The following is a 17,912-nucleotide window of genomic DNA, read 5'->3' as shown; positions in this document are numbered from 1 at the left end:
GGCCTTCGAGGAGCATCCGGACGCGCCGGTCATCCGCAGCTTTCCGGGCCTCGCCGCACTGACCGGCGCCCGGGTCCTGGCGGAGATCGGCGACGACCGGACCCGCTTCGCCACCGCCGGGTCCCTCAAGGCCTACGCGGGAAGCGCCCCGGTCACCAGAGCCAGCGGCAAGAGCTGCAAGGTCATGAGCCGGAAGGTCAAGAACCAGAGACTGGCCGCTGTCGGCTACGTCTGGGCCTTCAACTCTCTCACCAGGTCAACCGGCGCAAGAGCCCACTACGACCGCCGACGAGCAGCCGGCGACCACCACGTCGCAGCACAGCGCAACCTCTTCAACCGCTTCATGAGCATGCTGTTCCACTGCCTCCAGACCGGTCACACCTACAACGAAACGATCGCTTTCCCACAAGCCCCAGCGGAGGTCCAAGCAGCGGCGGCTTGACGCTTATCCGCGTGGGATGTCTTGTCCGCCAGAACGGCGTCCGGGGTGGTGCGAGGCCGACTACGCTGCCGGGGTGCCCGCAGGCGGGCCATGTCCTGCTCGAAGGCAGGCGCGTCAGCGGCCTGTTCTGCGGTCAGGACGAACACCAGAGGCCGGCAGTGGCCGTCGGCCACCAGGTGGATCTTCGTCGTCAGTCCGCCGCGGGACCGGCCGATGGCGTGATCGTCCAGTTCGCCGGCCGGGGCCCCTATCGCGAGCCCCGGCCGCGTGCTGGTGAGCGCGCACGATGGTGGAGTCCGCCGAGACAGCCCAGTCGAGGTCTTCGTCTCGGCGTCGGCTGAGCCACCACCGCGGTGAACACCCGCTCCCAGGTGTCGTCGACCGCCCACATTCGCAGCCGGTTGCAGATCCCGCGTCAGTTGCCGTACTTGTCCGGCAGGTGGACCCACTGGGCTCCGGTCCGGAACTTGAAGGCGATGGCGTCGATCACCTCACGGTGGTCACGCCACCGGCCACCCCGCCTCGGGGGTCGGTCCGGGAGCAATGGCTCGATCCGCGTCCACTGCGCGTCAGTCAACGGCACACCCGGACCAACGATCAGATGATCCAAACGAAACAGCCTACGTGTGGACGACAGCCTTGGCCAGAGCAGGTGCGATCGCTCCACTGCAAGAGAGCCGTCCAGGGAGCACGGCTTCCATGCCTTGCGCCACTTCTACGCCTCCGAGGAACTGGCGGCCGGCGAGTCCGTCGTCTCCCTGGCACGGTGGCTGGGGCACTTGGACTCCGGCTTCACGCTGCGGACGTGTTCCCGCTTCCTGCCCCGCGCCGGCGCACGGGGTACCGCCGCCATCGACGCGGTCTTCGCACAGATCGGATTGGGGCGCACCGAGGCCGGCCTTGGCTCGGGGGAGAGCCGGCTGGTCCCGGCCGGTGCGAAAAGTCCCAGAGAAGTCCCACAGCTGCGTCGCCCCTCAGGCTGCCCGGTGTTTGCGCAGGCCGGAGTGCTTGCGGCGTTCCTCCTCGTCCGTGCCGCCCCAGATGCCGTAGTTCTGGCCTGTCTGGAGGGCCCATTCCAGGCATTCGCCGGCCACCGGGCATCGGCGGCACACCGACTTGGCGTCCGCCTGCTGCTGGGCGGCGGGGCCCGTCACCCCTACGGGGAAGAAGAGTTCCGGGTCCTCGTCCAGGCACGCTGCTTTTTCCCACCACTCCATGGCTGCCTTCCCTCGTGGAGATCGTCAGGAGGTTGTCTTCTGCCGTCGCAGGTTCCACGGAGTCGCGTACCGGGACAGTGCCCGTACGTGATGACGGCACGCCGGACGGCCCGGCGCCTGGGGCGGCGGGCCGTGGCAGGGCGGCTGGTGTGGCCCCCTGTTGTCCGAGTCCGCACGTGGGAACCTGGATGGCCCGGGTTCCCGTGCGGGCGGGGTTCAATCCCGTGTGGCGGAGGGGAGTTCGCAGACGGCCAGCGCGTGTTCGTGGATGCTTCCCAGGATCAGGTGACCGTCGTGTTCGCAGACGCTGGTCACCATGCGGTAGTCCGGGCTGCGGCGCCGCAGGTCGTGGATGATGCGGCCGGAGGTGTCGACGGCCAGGACGCCTGTGAGGGGGCCGGGCCGGGGGCGGACACGCCGGGCCACGCTCCATGCGGCGTGGCGCAGTGCTGGTTTCGTGCGGTGCAGGCGGTCCAGGCGGGTGGAGCGTGGGCCTGCCAGGGCCACCCAGAACAGGCCGCCGGACGCGCGGGACATGTTGTCGGGGTAGCCCGGCAGGTCCGCGGCGAGTATGTCGTGCTGCCCTGCCTGTGGTCCGGTCAGCCACAGCCTGGTCAGTCGGCGTGAGCCGGTCTCCGCCACGGTGACGTAGGACTCGTCCGGCGCCAGGGCGACGCCGTTGGCGAACTGGAGGCCGTCCAGTACGACTTCGGGCTCACCGCCGGGGCGCAACCGGACCAGGTGTCCGGTGCCGGTGTGCTCCAGGATGTCGCCGAGCCAGTCCTCCAGGGGGTAGCGGCGGCTGGAGACGCTGAAGTAGACGGTGCCGTCGGAGGCTGCCGCGGCGTTGCTGCAGAAGCGCAGCGGGGCGCCGTCGACGGTGTCGGCGAGGGTCCGTACCGTCCCGTCGGACGGGTTGACGCGCAGCAGCCCCCGGCGCGCGTCGCACACCAGGACTCCGCCGTCGGGCAGCGGTTCCAGCCCCAACGGGCGGCCGCCGGTACGGGCGATGACTTCGGCGCGGGGTGGGCCGGCGGGGGCGCGGGGCGGCGTACCGGTCGGCTCGCTGCCGGAGCCCTTCGGGAAGGGGTCCAGGCGCAGCACCCTGCCGTCCTCCAGGCCGGTGAGCACCCGCCCGGCCGAGTCCACCACCACGTCCTCCGGCCCTCTCCCGTCGAGCGGTACCGTCCGCAGCGGCGGCAGGGGTTTCGTCATCCGGCTGGTCTCGTCGTATGCGTTGGCCATGACCTGCTGACTACCCGGCGCCGGGGACCTTTACCAGGGGTGGGGGCAGGGGTTGGCCGGTTATTCGGTGGCTCCGTCCGGTGTGTGCTGCGTCGGGGAGCCGGGGGCCGGATCGGGGTCGGGGGCGGTACCGGTGCCGGGGTCGGGGAGGTGGTAGGTACGGCGGCCCGCGACGGCCCACCAGACGGTGGCCAGGGTGAGGACGAGGAACAGGGCCACGGGGGCGTAGTTGAAGGTGGCGAGGGAGACGGGATGGCTCTGGGGGAGGCAGAACAGGACGGTGACGAAGGCCACCCAGAGGACGGCGACCCGGCCGACCGGGACGCCCCGGCGGCCCAGGTTCCACGGGCCGGGCCGGAAGGTGCGGCGGTGGCGGAGGCGCAGGTAGACGGGGATCGCGTAGGCCGGGGTGATGCCGATGATGTTGATGGAGGTGACGGCCGCGTAGGCCGCCGAGGAGTAGAGGGAGGGGAGGGCGAGGACGGCGGCGACGGCCACGGAGAGCAGGACGGCCCGGGTCGGTGTGCCGGTGCGCGGGGAGACGTGCCGCCACCAGGCGGAACCGGGCAGCGCGCCGTCGCGCGAGAACGCGAACACCATCCGGGAGGTGGCCGCCACTTCCGCGTTGCCGCAGAACAGCTGCGCGACGATCACCACCAGCAGCAGCGCCTTCGCCCCGCTGACGCCGAGCGCGTCGAGGAAGATCTGCGCGGGCGGCACACCGGTCGGGGTGTTCTGTACGCCGGTGTAGTCCTGGATGGCGAAGGTCAGCCCGGCCAGCAGGACGAAGCCGGCGACCCAGGACCAGCGGATGGCCCGTACGATCCCGCGGGCCGCGTTCACCTGCGCTCCGGTGGTCTCCTCGCTCAGGTGTGCCGACGCGTCGTAGCCGCTGAAGGTGTACTGGGCCAGCAGCAGGCCGATCAGCGCCACGTACAGCGTGCTGTTCCAGCCGGTGTCGTTGACGAAGGTGGCGAAGACGAAGGAGGGGGACTGGTGGTGGGCGGGCACCAGCCACAGGACGCCGACGATGAGCGCGACCCCGGCCAGATGCCACCACACGGAGACGGTGTTGAGGATGCTGACCAGGCGTACGCCGAAGAGGTTCAGTGCCGCGTGCAGCGCCAGGACGCAGACGTAGATGACCATGAGTGAGCCGGGAGTGGGCTCGAAGCCCCACTGGAGCCCGGCGAACGCGCCCGCGAACAGGGCGCAGCCGTAGTCGATACCGGCGATCGCGCCGAGCAGGCCGAGGAGGTTCAGCCAGCCGGTGTACCAGCCCCAGCGCTTGCCGCCGAGCCGGTCGGCCATGAAGTGCAGCGCGCCGGACGTCGGGTAGGCGCTGGTGACCTCGGCCAGCGCGGCGCCGACGAACATGACCATGACGCCCACGACGATCCAGCCCCACATCATGACCGCGGGCCCGCCGGTGACCAGTCCGAATCCGTACAGCGTCAGACAGCCGGAGAGGACGGAGATCACGGAGAAGGAGATGGCGAAGTTCGCGAACGGGCCCATCCGCCGTTTCAGTACGGGGGTGTAGCCCAGCTTGCGCAGGAAGTCGTGGTCGGCCCGGGGGCCGGGCGGGGCCTGGCCGTCGGGGGCGGATCGGCTTACGCGCGTCACGGATGCAGCCTCCAGTACTGGGTGGATGAGCCGTTGGCGCAAGGAAAGGACCAGGGAGGCGGGTGTGTCGAGGCTTTTACGGGTGAGTGTCCGGATCGGTGGCCCGGGGGCGTGATCGTGGCCGGTGGGTGCGGGTCGGCCTGCCCTGTCGGCCCGTGTCGGTGTCGGAAGCGGTATCCGTAGCGGTACGACGCGCCGCACCCGTCACGTCGTTACGTGGGCGTGTCGACGTGACGGGGGCAGCGGAGAAGGGTGAGGCGTCGTGCGGGGTCAGCAGTCGCAGCAACAGCCGTCGCAACAGCAGGAGTCCGGGCAGCAGTTGCAGCATTCGCAGCTGTCACAGCAGTCGCAGTCCCGGCAGCAGCCCTCGCGCTTCTTGCGCGACCACGGCCCCTCGTACTCCTCGGCGCAGCAGAGCTGGCAGGTGCAGCAGAGCCCGATGGCGACCGCGCAGCCGGTCAGGAGGCCGCGGGGCTTTTTCGGCGGGTGGGGGGCGCCGTGTCCGCCCTGCCCGCCGTCACTCCCGTGGCCCCCATGACCCCCGTAACCACCCTGACCACCCGGCGGCACCGGCCCGCCCGCGTACGGGTTCTGCGGCCCGTTCAGGTGCTGCGGGCCGTGGGCGTACGGGCCGCTGGGCGGCGCGTACGAAGGCGCGGCGGGGTACGGCTGAGTCTGCGGCTGCCCGTACGGCTTGCCGGTCCCGCTGTCGTACGGGCCGGCCCCGTACCCCTGGTGCGAGCACGACGCCGTACCGAAGGCGCGGTCGACGGACCGCCGCAGCTCGTGCACGAGCAGGGCGTGCGCCAGTGCCGAGTCGGTGAATTCCACGTCGCGCAGCGCGAGACGGATACCGTGCAGCGCGTCGTCGCACAGCCGGCGGGCCTGCGCGGGAGAGGCGCCGGTGGCGGTCAGCGGGTTCCAGGCGCCCTCGGCGGCGTCCGCGGTACGGTCCTCCACGGCGTCGAGGAGGTGGGCCAGCCGGCCGAAGAGCCGGCCGGCCTCGGCCAGCGGTGCGGCGTTTCCGGGGCGGCCCGCGAGGACCGCCGTGTGGGCGAAGGCGGCGGCGGTCGCCGTCTCGGTGGGTTCGGTGATGACCGTCAACGGGGTGCCGGGGTCCGCCAGTTGCTCGATGCCCACCTGCCGGTCGACGGCGTCGACGAGGACGGACGTGTCGAAGCCGAGGGTCGCGCCGGTACGGGCTCCCGCCCGGTCCCAGCCTGCGGCGACCTTGCGTGCCGCGGCGGCCACCGGGCGGCGGCGCAGCAGTCCGTTCCGGTCGGCGACGTGGTCGCGTATCTTCGCCGAGGCGAGCACCAGCGAGACCGACGCGGCCAGCCCCGCGCCCTCGCCCGTCGCCACCGAGGCGGTCCGCATGCCGCGCAGGGGGCAGGGCCCGGCGGTACGGCGCTGCGCCGCCGCCCGGCCGGACTGGGCGTCCGTCAGGACGGACACGATCAAGCCATCGTAATTGGTCACCACCCGGGCGAACTGCCCGTGGTCACCACGCAGGGCGAGGCACAGCCCGCACAGATGGGCCGTCCACTCGGCCTTGAGCCCGTTGGACAGGCGGTGGGTGCAGGGCCTGACGATTCCGAACACGTGAAGAGATCCCCCGTTGGACGACGGTGAAGAACGGTCGTGGCTGGAAATCGTATTACCCGGCGGGACGGGGGCGGCGGTAGCGGCCCGTGCGGCGGGGGTGACCACGGGGTCCGACCGGATCGGGCACCGGGCGTGCCGGGGCGGTCAGGACGGGGCATAGCACGAGGCACGACGACACAAGCCGGAGGAGAAGCCATGAGGGACACCGTGACGGTGACGACCGGACCAGCCGGAGCCCCGGCCCGCCCCGCGCAGGCCCGCCCGCGTACCCGTACCGCCCGCGTCCCCCGCAGCCGCACCGCGTATGCCGCGTGGCCGGAGACACGGTGAAAGGCCGCGGCGTCCGGCCCCGGACCCGGCTGCCCGTCTCCGAGAGCGAGCGGGTGCTGTTCGGCGGTGCGCTGCGCTACGACCTGTCGTTCACGCGGCACGAGATGCCGATCCTGCGGATGGGGCTGTGGTCGATGGCCCGCCAGTTCCCCGCCATGATGAGCGCCGTCGCCAAGGCGGCCTGGCGTGAGGACCGCGTCGCGCTGACAGTGCTGCTCGGCGCCGAGGTCGGCCAAGGTGTCCTGCGGGCCTTCACCTTGGTGGCCACCAACCAGGCGCTCGTGGCGCTGTTCGCGGCCGGGCCCACGCCCGAGCGGCTGCGCCAGGCGCTGCCGGCCCTGGTGGCGGTGGCTGCCGTCGCGGTGCTCTCGACGCTCCTGGCGGCGGTGTCCACGGCGGCGTCCGGGCAACTGGAGCCCAAGATCGAGCGCGTCTGCACGGCCCGCTTCTACCACGGCGTGATCCACGTCGAACTCGCCGCCCTGGAGGACCAGCAGGTCCACCGCACGCTCGACGCGGGCCGGTTCGGCACCGACTCCATCCGGATGATGCTCGGTTCCTCGATCCTGGTCCTCAACGCGCTGACCGGCCTGCTCGCCGCGGCCGGTGTGCTGCTCATGCTGCACCCGCTGCTCGTCCTGATGCTGTTCCTGGTGGCCGCCCCGAAGGGGTGGGGGGCCGTGCTCTCGGCCCGCCGCCAGTACGAGTCCCGGCACACCTGGATCGAGCACCGCCGCGCCATCTCCGTCATCACCCAGAAGCTCACCGACCAGGCGTGCGCCGCGGAGATCCGGGTGCACGGCGCGGGGCGGCTGCTGGTGGACGCGTACGCGGACATGTCGAGGACGGTGGAGCGTGAGCAGCAGCGGCTGGCCCGTGCCGAGGCCGGCACCCAGACCGTCGCCTCGGCGGCCTCGGGCCTGGCGTCCCTGGGCGCCTACGGCGTGCTGTGGCTGCTGCTGACCGGCGGCGGCATGCCGCTGGCCGTGGCCGGTACCGCCGTGATCGCCGTACGGACGTCCAGCGCCGGCCTGATGTCCCTGGTCATGCAGTTCAACCGCCTCTACGAGGAGGCCATGTACCTCAAGGACTGGGAGGACGCGTGCCGCACCGCCAAGCGGCACGCCATTCCCGGCGGGGGCGTTCCGCTGACCGGGCCGCTGGAGGAAGTCCGCCTGGAGAACGTGTCGTTCACCTACCCCGGCGCCACCTCACCCGCCCTGGACAAGGTGGACCTGACGATTCCCCACGGCACGGTCGTGGCGCTGGTCGGGGCGAACGGTTCGGGCAAGTCCACCCTGGCGAAACTGGTGGCGGGCCTGTACCTGCCCAGCGACGGACGTCTGCTCTGGAACGGCACCGACACCCGCGACGCCGATCGTGCGGCGGTCTTCGGTCAGGTGGCGCTGCTGGCCCAGGACTTCCCGCACTGGCCGATGACCGCCCGCGCCAACATCCACATCGGGCGCAGCGACCAGCGGCTCGAACAGTGGCGCGTCGAGCGGGCGGCCGACGGCGCGGACGCGACCGACGTCGTCACCTCCCTGCCGCACGGCTGGGACAGCCTGGTCGTCAAGGGCTTCGAGCGCGGCACCCAGCTCTCCGGCGGGCAGTGGCAGCGCATCGGCACCGCGCGTGCCCACTACCGTGAAGCCCCGCTGCTGGTCGTGGACGAGCCGACGTCCGCGCTCGACCCCAGAGCCGAGGTCGAGGCGTTCCAGGCCCTGCGCGCCCTCACCGACGACGGCACCACCGTCCTGCTGATCACCCACCGGCTCGCCGCCACCGCGACCGCCGACCTCATCTACGTGCTCGACGAGGGCCGCCTCATCGAGCAGGGCACCCATGCCCAGCTGATGGACCTCGACGGCGGCCACTACCGCTCTCTCTACGAGATCCAGGCCGCCCAGTACGCGAGCGCCGTACCCGAGTCCGGGAGCCGCGCCGCGGGGAAGAAGGGATGAGCCTCGCGGGCGGGAGCGGATACGGCCCGGGGGCGGGCGCGGCCGGCCGGGGGCGCGAGGTACGCGAAGTACGCGAGGTGTGTGATCGCGGGGCCCCGGGCCGCGCGCGTCCGGGCCCCCGCGACATCCGTTCCTGACGTTCCTGCCGTGCTTGCCGTTCCCGCTGTGCCTGTCGTGCTGTGCCTACGCGGTGGCCGCTATTCGGTCAGCGACTTGGCGAACAGGCCGTAGAGCTTCTTGTACGCCTCGTCCTGCGTCGGGATGAGCACCAGGACGCGAAGGGTCAGATGACCCTTGGCCGGGACGATGTGGACGCCCTCGGGAGGCGAACCGAGGACGACGTTTCCGTCGGAGCCGTCACTGATGACCATTCCCCAGAAACTCGCTTCGAATTCCGGGGCCAGCACCGAGCCGTCCGGGAGCTGGCCGAAGCCGACGTGCCAGTGTTTCACATCGGTGTCCCCGGCATACAGGGTGACGTCGTAGGAGTGGATGTACTTGTGGGTCTGCCAGTCCTGCCAGGAAGAGTTGAAGGTGCTTTCCACCGTGAGGTTTTTGTTGGCCGCCGTGAAATTCACGGTCTCCGGCGCGGATTCCTGGCTGCCGCGTACGGCCTTCGCCGTCACGCTGTGCTGTCCGAGCGACCAGCCGCCCTCGCGGGCGAAACTCCACAGGTTGCTGGTCACCTTGGCGGTGCCGAGCTGGGTGGCGCCCTCGGTGAGCGTCACCGTGTCGGCGTTGAACGCGACACCGTCGACGGTGGCGCCGCTGTCCACCTCGACGCCTTCCTTGGGGGACCGGATGTCCACGACGGGAGTCGGCAGGACGACGTAGAACCGCAGTGGTGCCTTGCCGGACAGGACGTCGTCGCGCACCGCGATGGCGGCGAGGTCGTGCTGGCCGAGCGGCCAGTCGGTGTCCGGGGTGTACTCCCACGTGCTGTCCTTGACCGGGCAGGTGCCCAGCAGCGTGGTCCCTTCGTAGAGCAGTACCTGCTGGACGTCGGGGGCCGCGTTGCCCTGGATCGCCTGGCGGCGCTCCTGGGACTGCGCGCTGGGCTTCGGCGCGGTGAACACCGGCAGCGGCACCGGCTTGTTGAAGGCCAGGGCGGACTGGGCCTGATCGTTCCAGGTGCTGGTGGGGCTTCCGGACAGCGGAATCCGCGTCAGGTCGGTGATCGAGGAGTTGGCGGGGACGGGTAACTGCGAGCCCCCCTGGTTGGTCCGGGTGAAGAGGATGTTGTCCCGGTCGGTGTTGTTGACGACGCTGCTCACTCCGTCGTCGCTCTGGTCGAACCCGTAATCGCTGAAGTTGTTCGCCGTGCCGTTGGCCGGGATGACGAGAATTTTGGTGCGGGGTCCTCCCACGTTGTAGTTGACGTCGGCGAACAAGGAGAAGGCGTTCTTGGGAGCGGCGTCCTGCCCCCGGCCGGTGATGACATACGGTTCGTCGGCGGACTTGCCATTTCCGTTGGCGGTCACTCGCGTCCTCATCTCGTCGCTGTGGCGGTGAGCGCAAGGCTGCCCGCGGCATGTGGTGGCGTCAATTGCGGAAGGCTTGTTCGACGCTGTTCAGGCCATATGCGGAGCTGGCTCGATTCCGGACGGTGAGGGGCCAGGAAGGAACGTTTGATTCGCCGCTGCCGTCTCATTCGGCGCGACCGGAGGGGCGCGACAGGAGGGGATGGCCGGCAACCGGTATCCGGCGGTCCGCAAAACGCCGCGATTCATCCGTGCACCACGGGGCACCCGCAACGGCACGTCGGCCTGTACGGGTTTGCTACCAGGAGGTCTCAGTGAGAACAGTGAGCAAACGTCCGCGTCTCTTAGCGGTGGCGGCAACCGGGGCGCTGTCCCTGACCTTCGTCACCGGCTGCGGCGGAGGGAACGACCAGGCATCGGACAAGGCCCCCGGGAAGCAGGGCGGAGCGTCGGCCTCGCAGGGCGGGGCGGCGGACGGGCCGCAGGCGGTACGGGCCGCGCACCAGAAGACCACCGCCGCCAAGACAGCCAGGATGACGCTCCTCACGCGGGCCCGGAGTGGCGGCAACAACGCGGAGGTCCGCGGGTCCGGGGTCGTGGACCTGGGCAACGGCAGCAGCGAAATGGTGCTGCGGACCGGAGATCAGCAGATCCGTCAGCGGACGGTGGACGGCGTCCTCTACCAGCAGCCGCCCGCCGCTCAGCGGCAGCAGCTGCCGCAGGGCAAGTCGTGGCTGAAGGTGGATCTGAAGAAGCTGACGCAGCAGTCCGGCGGCAGCTCGCAGTACGCGGACCCGACGTCCTCCTTCAACTACACCAAGGGCATCAGTGACAAGGACGTCACGAAGGTCGGCACCGAGACCGTCGACGGTACGGCCACGACGCACTACAAGGTGTCCGTCGACGTGGCGGAGCTGGCCAAGGGCAACGCCCAGCAGGCGAAGCAGCTCAGGGCGCAGCTCGGCGACCGGCTGCCGCTCGACATCTGGCTGGACGCGCAGGGCCGGGTCCGCCAGGAGAAGGTCGAGGTCAAGCCGCGGGGCGGCACGCAGGGCAGCAGTGGCGCGCGGACCAGTGTCAGCACCACGCTGAAATTCAGCGACTTCGGTACGGACGTGAACGTGACCGCGCCCCCGGCGAAGGACACGGTCGACATCACGGACAAGGCGGCGAAGCAGGGGCAGCAAACGGCGAAGTCCTGACGGCCCGCTGATGTACCCCGAAGGCGCCGGTGGGTGGACCGGCGCCTTCGGCACGTCCGGAGGCGCTCCGGCGGGCTCCCGGACTCAGCCGCCGGGCACGGATGCCCGACACGGCTGCCCGGCGTGGCCACCGGACGAGCCCCGGGTTCAGTGCAGAAGCTCGTGGAGCGGGCCGAGCATCGCCTCCAGTCCCGCAGGCCGTGTTCCCCCGCCGGACGGGTCCCTTCCGACAGCAGGCCGCGTACGTGCGGCACGATGCCCTCCCCGTACGCGGCGCCCAGCAGCGTCACCGGTTCCCCGCGCTGCTCCGCGCTCTCCCGCAGCAGGCCGGAGAACTCGCGGGACTCCTCGCAGCGCCCGGTGACCAGGTAGGCCGCGCACAGCGCCCGGAGCACTCGGAGGCGGCGCAGAACCCTGAAGCGGTGCGGCGCCAGTGGACTCCCGGACGTATGGAAGAGGCCGAACCTGCTCCCGTGCCCGAAATGGAACAGCGGACGGTGGCGCACGGACGTCCTGGCGCGTTACTGCCTGCCCCTGCCCTGCCCGGTGCGAGAGCGCGGCTGACATGAACGGGTCAGCGCGGGGCTTCGTCCTCCGGTTCCCGGCGCCGGCGCGATGCCGTGCCCGGCGACGATCCCCGCTGACGAGCCCGCCGACGTTCCCCCCACCGAGCCCGCCGCCCCGGCCCCCCCCCCGCAGAGGCCAGTGAGGGACAAGGGGCCCGCAGAGACTAGAGTCGGTCGTGCTGCTATGCAGGCTCGTACCGACCCGGTGCCGAGCCGGTGCCCGAGGAAGGACAACGATGCAGGCCGGAGCGCTGCTGTGAGATTTCTGCACACCTCCGACTGGCACCTCGGCCGCTCGTTCCACCGAGTGAACCTGCTCACCGCGCAGCGCGCCTTCCTCGATCATCTCGTCGAGACGGTCCGTACCCGGCGGGTCGACGCGGTCCTCGTCGCGGGCGATGTCTACGACCGCGCCGTACCGCCGCTGGCCGCCGTGGAACTCTTCGACGACGCCCTGCACCGGCTCGCCGGCCTGGGCGTGCCCACCGTCATGATCTCCGGCAACCACGACTCCGCCCGCCGCCTGGGTGTCGGCTCCGGGCTGATGGACCGGGCCGGTATCCACCTGCGGACCGATCCGGCGGCCTGCGCCACCCCGGTCGTGCTGCGCGACGCGTACGGCGAGGTCGCCCTGTACGGACTGCCGTACCTGGAACCGGCCCTGGTCAAGGACGAGTTCGGCGCCGCGCGGGCCGACCATGCACACGTACTGGGCGCCGCCATGGACCGGGTGCGCGACGACCTGGCGGCCCGCCCCGCCGGCACCCGGTCGGTGGTGCTCGCGCACGCCTTCGTCACCGGCGGCGCGCCCAGCGACAGTGAGCGGGACATCACGGTCGGTGGTGTGGAGTCGGTGCCCGCCGCCGTCTTCGAGGGCGTCGACTACGCCGCTCTCGGGCATCTGCACGGCTGCCAGACGATCACCGACCGGGTCCGCTACTCCGGCTCCCCGCTCGCCTACTCCTTCTCCGAGGAACGGCACCGCAAGTCCATGTGGCTGGTCGACCTGGACGCCGCGGGCGCGGTGACCGCCGAGCGCCTGGACTGCCCGGTGCCCCGCCCGCTGGCCCGCCTCCGCGGCAAGCTGGACGACCTGCTGGCCGACCCGGCGCACGAGGTCCACGCGGAGGCGTGGGTGGAGGCGACGCTGACCGACTCCGCCCGCCCGCACGAACCGATGGCCCGGCTCGCCGCCCGCTTCCCGCACATCCTCAGCCTCGCCTTCGAGCCGGACGAGGGGGTCGCCCGCACCCTCGCCTCGTACGCGCAGCGGCTGCGCGGCCGCAGCGACCAGGAGATCGCCGAGGACTTCGTCGCCCACGTACGGCCGGGGCGCGGCGTGGACGACGAGGAGCGGGACGTACTGCGCTCCGCTCTCGACGAGGTACGCACCGACGACGTGCTGCGGGAGGTGGCGGGGTGAGGCTGCACCGGCTGTCGGTCACGGCCTTCGGGCCGTTCGGGCGGACCCAGACCATCGACTTCGACCGGCTCGCGCGGGCCGGTCTCTTCCTGCTCCACGGGCCGACCGGCGCGGGCAAGACCTCCATTCTGGACGCCGTCTGCTTCGCCCTGTACGGGACCGTGCCGGGGACGCGGCAGAACGGCCAGGCGCTGCGCAGCGACCTCGCCGACCCGTCGACGCCGACCGAGGTGGTCCTCGAACTGACCGTCGGCGGACGGCGGCTGGAGATCACCCGGCTGCCGGAGCAGCCCCGCCCGAAGAAGCGCGGGACCGGCACGACCCGCGAGAAGGCGCAGAGCCGGCTGCGCGAGTACGTGACCGGCGACCGCGACGGCGGATCGGACGCCGGCGCCGACGGGGCAGCCGCGGACGCGGGCACCGGCGGGACGGCCGAAGACACCGGCGGCGGGGCGGGCAGCCCCTCCGGCACCGGCGGGACGGGCACAGACACCGGCCACGGCGGGCGCTGGAAGGCGCTGAGCCGGTCCCACCAGGAGATCGGCGAGGAGATCGGCCAGCTGCTCGGCATGAACAAGGAGCAGTTCTGCCAGGTCGCCCTGCTGCCCCAGGGGGACTTCGCGCGCTTCCTGCGCGCCGATGCCGAGGCCCGCGCCCGGCTGTTGGGGCGGCTCTTCGACACCCGCCGGTTCGCCGCCCTCGAAGAGCAGCTGGCCACCCGCCGCAAGGCCGCAGCCGACCAGGTGGCCGCCGGGGACGACCGGCTGCTGGCGCTCGTCCACCGGATGGACCAGGCGGCGGGTGAGCCGGCCGACCTCGTCGATCCCTCGGTCCCCGCGCCGGGACGCGCACCGGAAACGGCGCAGCCGGCGCCGGGCCGCCGTGGCGGCACGGGCAGGGGTACGGGCCGGGCAGCGCGCGCTGCCGGTACGGCCGCCTCGTCCCGGGATACGGCGACTGCCACCGTGCTCGTACCGGAACAGTACGGGCGGCCGGACTCCGGTAGGACCGCCACCGCTCAGGCCGCCGAGGCGCCCAGCCCCGGCGAGCCGGGCTTCGCCGAAGCCGTACTGGTACGGGCGGCCGTCGCGCGGGCCAACGCGCGCGAGCGGTACGACATCGCCCGGCTCGCCGTACGCTCCGCCGAGGCGGCGGAGGCCGCCGCCCGCGCGCGGGCGGACGAGGAGCGTGAGCGGGACCGCCTCCAGCGCCGGTACGCCGAGGCCCAGCGGCGCGCGGCGGAGCTGGCCGCGCAGTCCGGTGAGCGGGACCGGGCCCGGGACCGGCTGGCGCGGGCCCGCGCGGCCTCCGAGGTCGCCCCCGCCCTGGCGCTGCACGACGCGGCCTGGCGCGAGCACGGGACGGCGCAGGCCGAAGAGCGGCGCGGACGCTCCCAACTGCCGCCCGACCTGGCCGACGCGGACGCCGAACGGCTCGCCGCCCTGGAACGCGAGCTGCGGCAGGACCTCGGGTCGCTGACGGCGGCCCGCCGGGCCGAGAGCCGCGCCGCCGAGATCGCCGCGGAACGGGCCGGGATCGAGCGGGAGGCGCGGGCCGACGAGCAGACGCTGGTGGACGCCGCCGCGTGGCTCGCGGCCCGGGAGCCGGCGCACCAGGAGAACCAGCGGCGCATCGAGGCCGCCCAGGAAGCCGCGGCCCGCGCCGAACAACTGCACGCGCAGCTCGACCCGGCCCGCCAGCGGCTGGCAGCCGCGCGGCGGCGCGACCACCTCACGGACAGCCTGCGGGCCGCGGACGAGGACGTACTGCGCGCCCGGGAGCGTGCGGCGGCGGCCCACGAACACTGGCTCGACCTCAAGGACCGCCGCCTGCGCGGCATCGCGGCCGAACTCGCCGCCGGGCTGGAGGACGGCGCCGCCTGCGCCGTGTGCGGCGCCACCGAGCACCCTGCCCCGGCCCGTACCGGAGCCGGGCACGTGGACCGTACGGCCGAGGAAGCGGCCCTGGGCGCCTACCGGCAGGCCGAGTCCGCGCGGCAGGACGCCGAGCGCGCCCAGCAGTCCCTGAAGGAGGAACGGGCCGCCGCCGCGGCGACCGCCGGGGACGCTCCGGTCGACGAACTCGCGCGCGCCGAAGAAGAGTTGCGCGCGACCTATGCGCGCGAGCGGGCCGCGGGAGCCGATCTGCATGCCGCCCGGGAAGCGTCCGCGCTCGCCGACCGGGAGTACGAGCGTCGCCGTACCGAGCAGCAGGAGGCCGAGCGCCGCGCTGCCGCGCGTACCTCCCACCGCGAAGCCCTCGACCGTGAACTCGCCTCGCTCGACAGCGTGCTGGAAGAGGCGCGCGGCGGTTTCGCCAGCGTCGCCGAGCGGGCCCGCCGCCTGGAGCGGCAGGTCGCGCTGCTGGCCGAGGCCGCAGCCGCGGCCCGTACGGCCGAGGCGTGCGCCGAGCGCCTCAAGGAGACCGGCGCCCGGCTGTCCGACGCCGCCTACCGTGCCGGATTCGACACCCCGCAGGACGCGTCGGCCGCGCTGCTGAGCGACACCGACTGGAACGCCCTGCAACAGCGCCTCGATCGCCACCAAGCCGAGACGGCCGCCGTGGAAGCCGAGTTGGCCGACCCCGAGGCGGTCGCCGCGGCGGGCCTTCCGCCCGCGGACCCGGGCCGGGCGCACGCCGAACTGGAACACGCCGGCCGCAGACTGCGTACGGCCAGTACGGTCTGTGCCGCCGCGGAGGAACGCTGTGCCGAACTCGACCGCCTCGGCGCACGGGCCCACTCCGACGCCCTCCGGCTGGCCCCCTTGCGTACCGAGTACGAGCGCATCGCCCGCCTCGCCGCCCTCGCCGCCGGTACGTCGGCGGAGAACGAACGGCGGATGCGCCTGGAGTCCTACGTACTGGCCGCCCGCCTCGAACAGGTCGCGGCCGCCGCCAGCGCGCGCCTGCACCGCATGTCCTCCGGCCGCTACACACTCGTGCACTCCGACGAACGGGCCGGCGGCGCGCGCCGCTCCGGTCTGGGACTGCACGTCATCGACGCCTGGACCGGTCACGAACGGGACACCGCCAGCCTCTCCGGCGGCGAGACGTTCTTCGCGTCGCTGGCCCTGGCACTCGGGCTCGCCGATGTCGTCACCGACGAGGCGGGCGGCACCCGCCTCGACACCCTCTTCATCGACGAGGGGTTCGGCAGCCTGGACGAGCAGACCCTGGACGAGGTGCTGGACGTCCTGGACTCGCTGCGCGAACGGGACCGCAGCGTCGGCATCGTCAGCCATGTCGCCGATCTCCGGCAGCGCATCCCGGCCCAACTGGAGGTCGTCAAGGACCGCGCGGGCTCAACCATACGCCACCGGGTGCCGGACTGACCGGACGGTGGCGCACGCCCCCTCAGGCGCTGACCGGGCGCCGGGGGAGCGGCGAGGAGTACACGACGCTGGTCGTCACCGCGCCCAGCGCCCCGATCCGGCCCGACACCTCCTCCAGGTGTTTCATCGAACGGGCGGCGACCTTCAGGACGAAGCAGTCGTCGCCCGTGACGTGGTGCGCCTCCAGAATCTCGGGCGTGCTCTCCAGCAGGCCGTGGAAGGGCGCGTCGCTGCCGTTCGGGTAGCGCAGCCGGACGAAGGCCAGTACCGACAGCCCGACGCCCGCCGGGTCGACCACCGCGGCGTACCCGGATATCACCCCGGCCTCCTCCAGCCGCCGTACCCGCTCGGTCACCGCGCTCGCGGACATGTTGACGGCGCGGGCCAGTTCGGCGTAGCCCGCGCGGCCGTTGCGCTGCAGGACGTCGAGGATGCGCCAGTCGGTGGCGTCAGGGGAATAGCCGGTCATGGGAGGTGTCTAGCAGTGGAATCCCCGGCGGATCAAGGCTTTTGCCGGTGACCATCACCTCCGCTACCCCAGAAGGGGGGTTCCGGCGCCGAAGCGATGTACCGGTCGCGACCGGGCTGGCATGGTGCTGAAGGTGAGCAATGCGAGCAACGTACGCGAAGTCATCCGATATTACCGTCAGCCGGGATCTCGGCTGGGATACCGTCTCTTTCTGAACGGCACCAAGCATTTCGGCTTCTACCGCGAGACGGATTCCCCGTGGGCCTGGTCGAAAGCGCTGCGCCGTATGGAAGACCGAATGGGTGCGACACTCGCGCAGCCGGCGGGCGCGCGCGTCCTCGACGCCGGATGCGGCGTGGGCGACGTGGCCGGCCGGCTGGCGGGCCGATTCGGGCTGCGGATCCACGGCGTGGACCTGCTCGACGCCCATGTCGTCCAGGCCCGGCGCCGGGCCCGCCGCCGCGGCCTCGACCACCTGCTCACCTTCTCGCACAGCGACTACGCGGCCCTGGACTTCCCCGACGAGAGCTTCGACGCCGTCTACACCATGGAGACCCTGGTGCACGCGGCGGACGCCGAGGCGGTGCTGGCGCAGTTCCACCGGGTGCTCAAACCCGGCGGCCGGCTCGTCATGTTCGAGTACGCCCGGGAGGCCGCCGACCGGATGCCGGCGCCGGCGGCCGAGGTGTTCCGGCAGCTCAACGACTGGGCCGCGATGCCGTCGTTCCAGCGCTTCACCTACGGCACACTGGAACACCTGACCGCCGAAGCCGGATTCTCGGTGCGCGGTGTGGAGGACATCTCCCGCAGCATGTGGCCGATGCTCCGGTGCTTCGCCGTGCTCGGAGCGCTGCCCGGTGCGGGATTCCAGGCCGCGCGGCTGCGCCGGCATTCCGTGAACACCCTGTCGGCCGTGGAATTCTGGCGGCACCGCGCTTTCTGGCGGTACGAGATCCATACCGCCGACAAAGTCCCTACCGCCGGCGAATGAACCGGGCCGGCGGAACGCG

At 72.2% G+C, this 17,912-nt stretch carries 14 protein-coding genes; 7 read left to right on the top strand and 7 right to left on the bottom strand.

The features are described from left to right. Positions 1-442 (top strand): transposase (locus AB0A97_RS36770; protein WP_361158820.1); only part of this gene is annotated, 442 nt, incomplete at its 5' end. Positions 443-857: 415 nt separating this feature from the next. Here the strand turns inward: AB0A97_RS36770 and AB0A97_RS36765 are convergent. The 5 genes from AB0A97_RS36765 to AB0A97_RS36745 all read right to left on the bottom strand — a co-directional run bounded on the left by AB0A97_RS36765 (position 858) and on the right by AB0A97_RS36745 (position 6,132). Next, a complete protein-coding gene (locus AB0A97_RS36765) occupies positions 858-1,052 on the bottom strand; it encodes a transposase (protein WP_361158817.1) in 195 nt (64 codons plus the stop codon). Positions 1,053-1,416: 364 nt separating this feature from the next. Next, complete coding sequence (locus AB0A97_RS36760; RefSeq protein ID WP_361158813.1) at positions 1,417-1,659, bottom strand: WhiB family transcriptional regulator; 243 nt, start codon at positions 1,657-1,659, stop codon at positions 1,417-1,419. A gap of 216 nt (positions 1,660-1,875) precedes the next feature. After that, positions 1,876-2,874 (bottom strand): SMP-30/gluconolactonase/LRE family protein, encoded by a 999-nt coding sequence (locus tag AB0A97_RS36755; protein ID WP_361158837.1) that lies wholly within the window; start codon positions 2,872-2,874, stop codon positions 1,876-1,878. Positions 2,875-2,964: 90 nt separating this feature from the next. Further along, positions 2,965-4,461 (bottom strand): amino acid permease, encoded by a 1,497-nt coding sequence (locus AB0A97_RS36750; RefSeq protein WP_361158834.1) that lies wholly within the window; start codon positions 4,459-4,461, stop codon positions 2,965-2,967. A gap of 339 nt (positions 4,462-4,800) precedes the next feature. Then, positions 4,801-6,132: a DUF5685 family protein gene (locus tag AB0A97_RS36745; RefSeq protein WP_361158810.1), complete on the bottom strand. Its 1,332-nt coding sequence runs from the start codon at positions 6,130-6,132 to the stop codon at positions 4,801-4,803. A gap of 198 nt (positions 6,133-6,330) precedes the next feature. Here AB0A97_RS36745 and AB0A97_RS36740 point away from each other — a divergent pair, with 198 nt between their 5' ends. After that, on the top strand, positions 6,331-6,465 hold the full coding sequence (locus AB0A97_RS36740; protein ID WP_361158808.1) for a hypothetical protein: 135 nt from the start codon (positions 6,331-6,333) through the stop codon (positions 6,463-6,465). Next, positions 6,462-8,429, top strand: coding sequence for an ABC transporter ATP-binding protein (locus tag AB0A97_RS36735; RefSeq protein WP_361158805.1), 1,968 nt, complete (start codon positions 6,462-6,464; stop codon positions 8,427-8,429). The genes AB0A97_RS36740 and AB0A97_RS36735 overlap by 4 nt, the downstream gene beginning before the upstream one ends. A 197-nt stretch (positions 8,430-8,626) precedes the next feature. On the opposite strand, the gene AB0A97_RS36730 is transcribed toward AB0A97_RS36735, so the two are convergent. Further along, positions 8,627-9,922 carry a hypothetical protein gene (locus AB0A97_RS36730; RefSeq protein ID WP_361158803.1) on the bottom strand — a complete coding sequence of 432 codons (1,296 nt, stop codon included), beginning with the start codon at positions 9,920-9,922 and terminating at the stop codon, positions 8,627-8,629. Positions 9,923-10,233: 311 nt separating this feature from the next. Between AB0A97_RS36730 and AB0A97_RS36725 the strand changes: the two genes are divergently transcribed. The 3 genes from AB0A97_RS36725 (at position 10,234) to AB0A97_RS36715 (ending at position 16,433) form a co-directional block, all read left to right on the top strand. Beyond that, a complete protein-coding gene (locus AB0A97_RS36725) occupies positions 10,234-11,112 on the top strand; it encodes an LppX_LprAFG lipoprotein (protein WP_361158800.1) in 879 nt (292 codons plus the stop codon). 822 nt (positions 11,113-11,934) lie between these two features. Then, positions 11,935-13,101 carry an exonuclease SbcCD subunit D gene (locus tag AB0A97_RS36720; RefSeq protein WP_361158797.1) on the top strand — a complete coding sequence of 389 codons (1,167 nt, stop codon included), beginning with the start codon at positions 11,935-11,937 and terminating at the stop codon, positions 13,099-13,101. Beyond that, on the top strand, positions 13,098-16,433 hold the full coding sequence (locus AB0A97_RS36715; RefSeq protein WP_361158794.1) for an SMC family ATPase: 3,336 nt from the start codon (positions 13,098-13,100) through the stop codon (positions 16,431-16,433). The genes AB0A97_RS36720 and AB0A97_RS36715 overlap by 4 nt, the downstream gene beginning before the upstream one ends. A 22-nt stretch (positions 16,434-16,455) precedes the next feature. Here the strand turns inward: AB0A97_RS36715 and AB0A97_RS36710 are convergent, their stop codons facing one another. Then, the gene (locus tag AB0A97_RS36710) at positions 16,456-16,902 is read right to left on the bottom strand and encodes an Lrp/AsnC family transcriptional regulator (protein ID WP_361158790.1); all 447 of its coding nucleotides are present in this window, start codon (positions 16,900-16,902) and stop codon (positions 16,456-16,458) included. 121 nt (positions 16,903-17,023) lie between these two features. Between AB0A97_RS36710 and AB0A97_RS36705 the strand changes: the two genes are divergently transcribed. Then, positions 17,024-17,893 (top strand): methyltransferase domain-containing protein, encoded by an 870-nt coding sequence (locus AB0A97_RS36705; protein ID WP_361158787.1) that lies wholly within the window; start codon positions 17,024-17,026, stop codon positions 17,891-17,893. Positions 17,894-17,912 lie beyond the last annotated feature (19 nt).

The sequence above is a fragment of the Streptomyces sp. NPDC045470 genome (genome assembly GCF_040646595.1).
Lineage (GTDB): Bacteria > Actinomycetota > Actinomycetes > Streptomycetales > Streptomycetaceae > Streptomyces.
The sequence above is the reverse complement of the archived record's forward strand: the minus strand, read 5'-3'. Positions and strand labels throughout refer to the sequence as shown.